Consider the following 1,602-nt stretch of genomic DNA (forward strand, 5'->3'; position numbering starts at 1 on the left):
TTGACATCCTCCCCGACCTAAAGGACGGGGATTCCCCCTGCGAGACGCTCATGTCCGAGCGCGAGAATATTCAGTGCTGAGTTTATGTCTCGATCATGGAGCGTACCGCACTCCATGCACTGCCATTCTCTTATTCCAAGTCCTGCTCTACCTTTCGGACTACTACAGCGTGAGCCACAGCACGAACAAGTTTGGGTGGTATAGGCTTCATTGACTTCTTCATACCACACCCCTGCGTTCTCGCACTTATACTTAAGCATGGTTCTAAATGTTGTCCAACTCGCATCTAACACAGACTTCGCTAATTTTGTCTGTGCTAATGCTTTGGCGTTCACATTACCAACGAAGATTGCTGCATGTTCATTCACCAGTTTATGGCTGAATTGATGCAGCATATTTTGACGTAGATTTTTAATCTTGGCATGTATCGCTTTAACACGTTTCTTATTTTTTGCACGTTGAGCAATGCCAAGTTTTTGTTCATATTGCCGATAGATTTTAGGGGCTTTTAGTTTTACACCATCTGAACAAGTGGCTAAATCTTTTAAACCTAAATCTATGCCAATTGAGGTTTTAGCGGTGGTTTTCTCAGTTTCAAATGAATCAACCACAAGACACACATACCAACGTCCACGACTATCTTCTACGAATGAGCCTGTTTTGACGTTGTATTTGCTTAGTCCGTAACTATCCCACAGCTTGAATTGATGCTTGCCATATTGAACGTAGCCATCAGCATATTTGATTGCTACTTTCTTGAATGGTATCCAACCGAGTGAACGCCTTGCAGATTTCTTGTTACTGACACGCCATTTTAGTTTTGCTTTTTTAAACTGCTTGCGTCTTGTGACCAATTCTTCGGTGATCGCTTGAATGGTTTGACTATGTAAGCCACATTCTTTTGATGTGCCTTTCGTGTATTTAGCAATATCGTATGCTGAAAAGAATTGCTGTTTGCGTTGTAGATGTTTAAAACACAAATCATTGACATAATTCCAGACAAAATTCACTTCGGATGCCATTTGGTCTAGCACCTTGCACTGTTTGTCTTTTATGCGTAATTTAAGTGTCTTCATACTTAAAGTATATTTGGTCTATGAGTAATAGTCAAGAGATTAGAACAGGTCGCCACTGTGTTTTTAATATGCACGTACATTTAGTCTTTGTGGCTAAGTATCGTAGAGATGTTTTTACTAAAGCCATGCTTGAAACAATGCATGAAGTATTTGAACGAGTCTGCTTAGACTTTGAAGCTGAGTTGGTGGAATTTGATGGTGAACATGATCACGTTCATTTGCTTGTGAATTATCCGCCAAAAATAGCAATTTCTAGCTTAGTGAATAGTTTAAAGGGTGCATCGAGTCGTATTTTACGCACCAAACACCCTGAAATTAAAAACAAATTATGGGGCAATGCTTTGTGGTCGCCTAGTTATTTTGCTGCATCATGTGGTGGTGCGCCAATTGGGATTATTAAACAATATATTCAACAACAGCAGACACCGCATTAGCAATCCTAGCTAATCCCCACAAGGGGGACTAGCGGATTGCAGCCTTATATCCCCGCCCTAAAGGGCGAGGTTTTACGGCTATACGGATAAAA

2 protein-coding genes are annotated in these 1,602 nt (G+C 40.9%); one reads left to right on the forward strand and one right to left on the reverse strand.

Features of this window, described 5'->3' with window-relative positions; genetic code table 11:
• Window positions 1–17 precede the first annotated feature (17 nt).
• The gene (locus GBN19_RS15300; protein WP_151778689.1) at window positions 18–1,076 is read right to left on the reverse strand and encodes an RNA-guided endonuclease InsQ/TnpB family protein; all 1,059 of its coding nucleotides are present in this window, start codon (window positions 1,074–1,076) and stop codon (window positions 18–20) included.
• Window positions 1,077–1,096: 20 nt separating this feature from the next.
• Between GBN19_RS15300 and tnpA the strand changes: the two genes are divergently transcribed.
• Window positions 1,097–1,510, forward strand: a complete 414-nt coding sequence (tnpA, locus tag GBN19_RS15305) for an IS200/IS605 family transposase (protein ID WP_151778690.1) — start codon at window positions 1,097–1,099, stop codon at window positions 1,508–1,510.
• Window positions 1,511–1,602: the final 92 nt, after the last annotated feature.

The sequence above is a fragment of the Acinetobacter brisouii genome (assembly GCF_008993995.1).
Lineage (GTDB): Bacteria > Pseudomonadota > Gammaproteobacteria > Pseudomonadales > Moraxellaceae > Acinetobacter > Acinetobacter brisouii_A.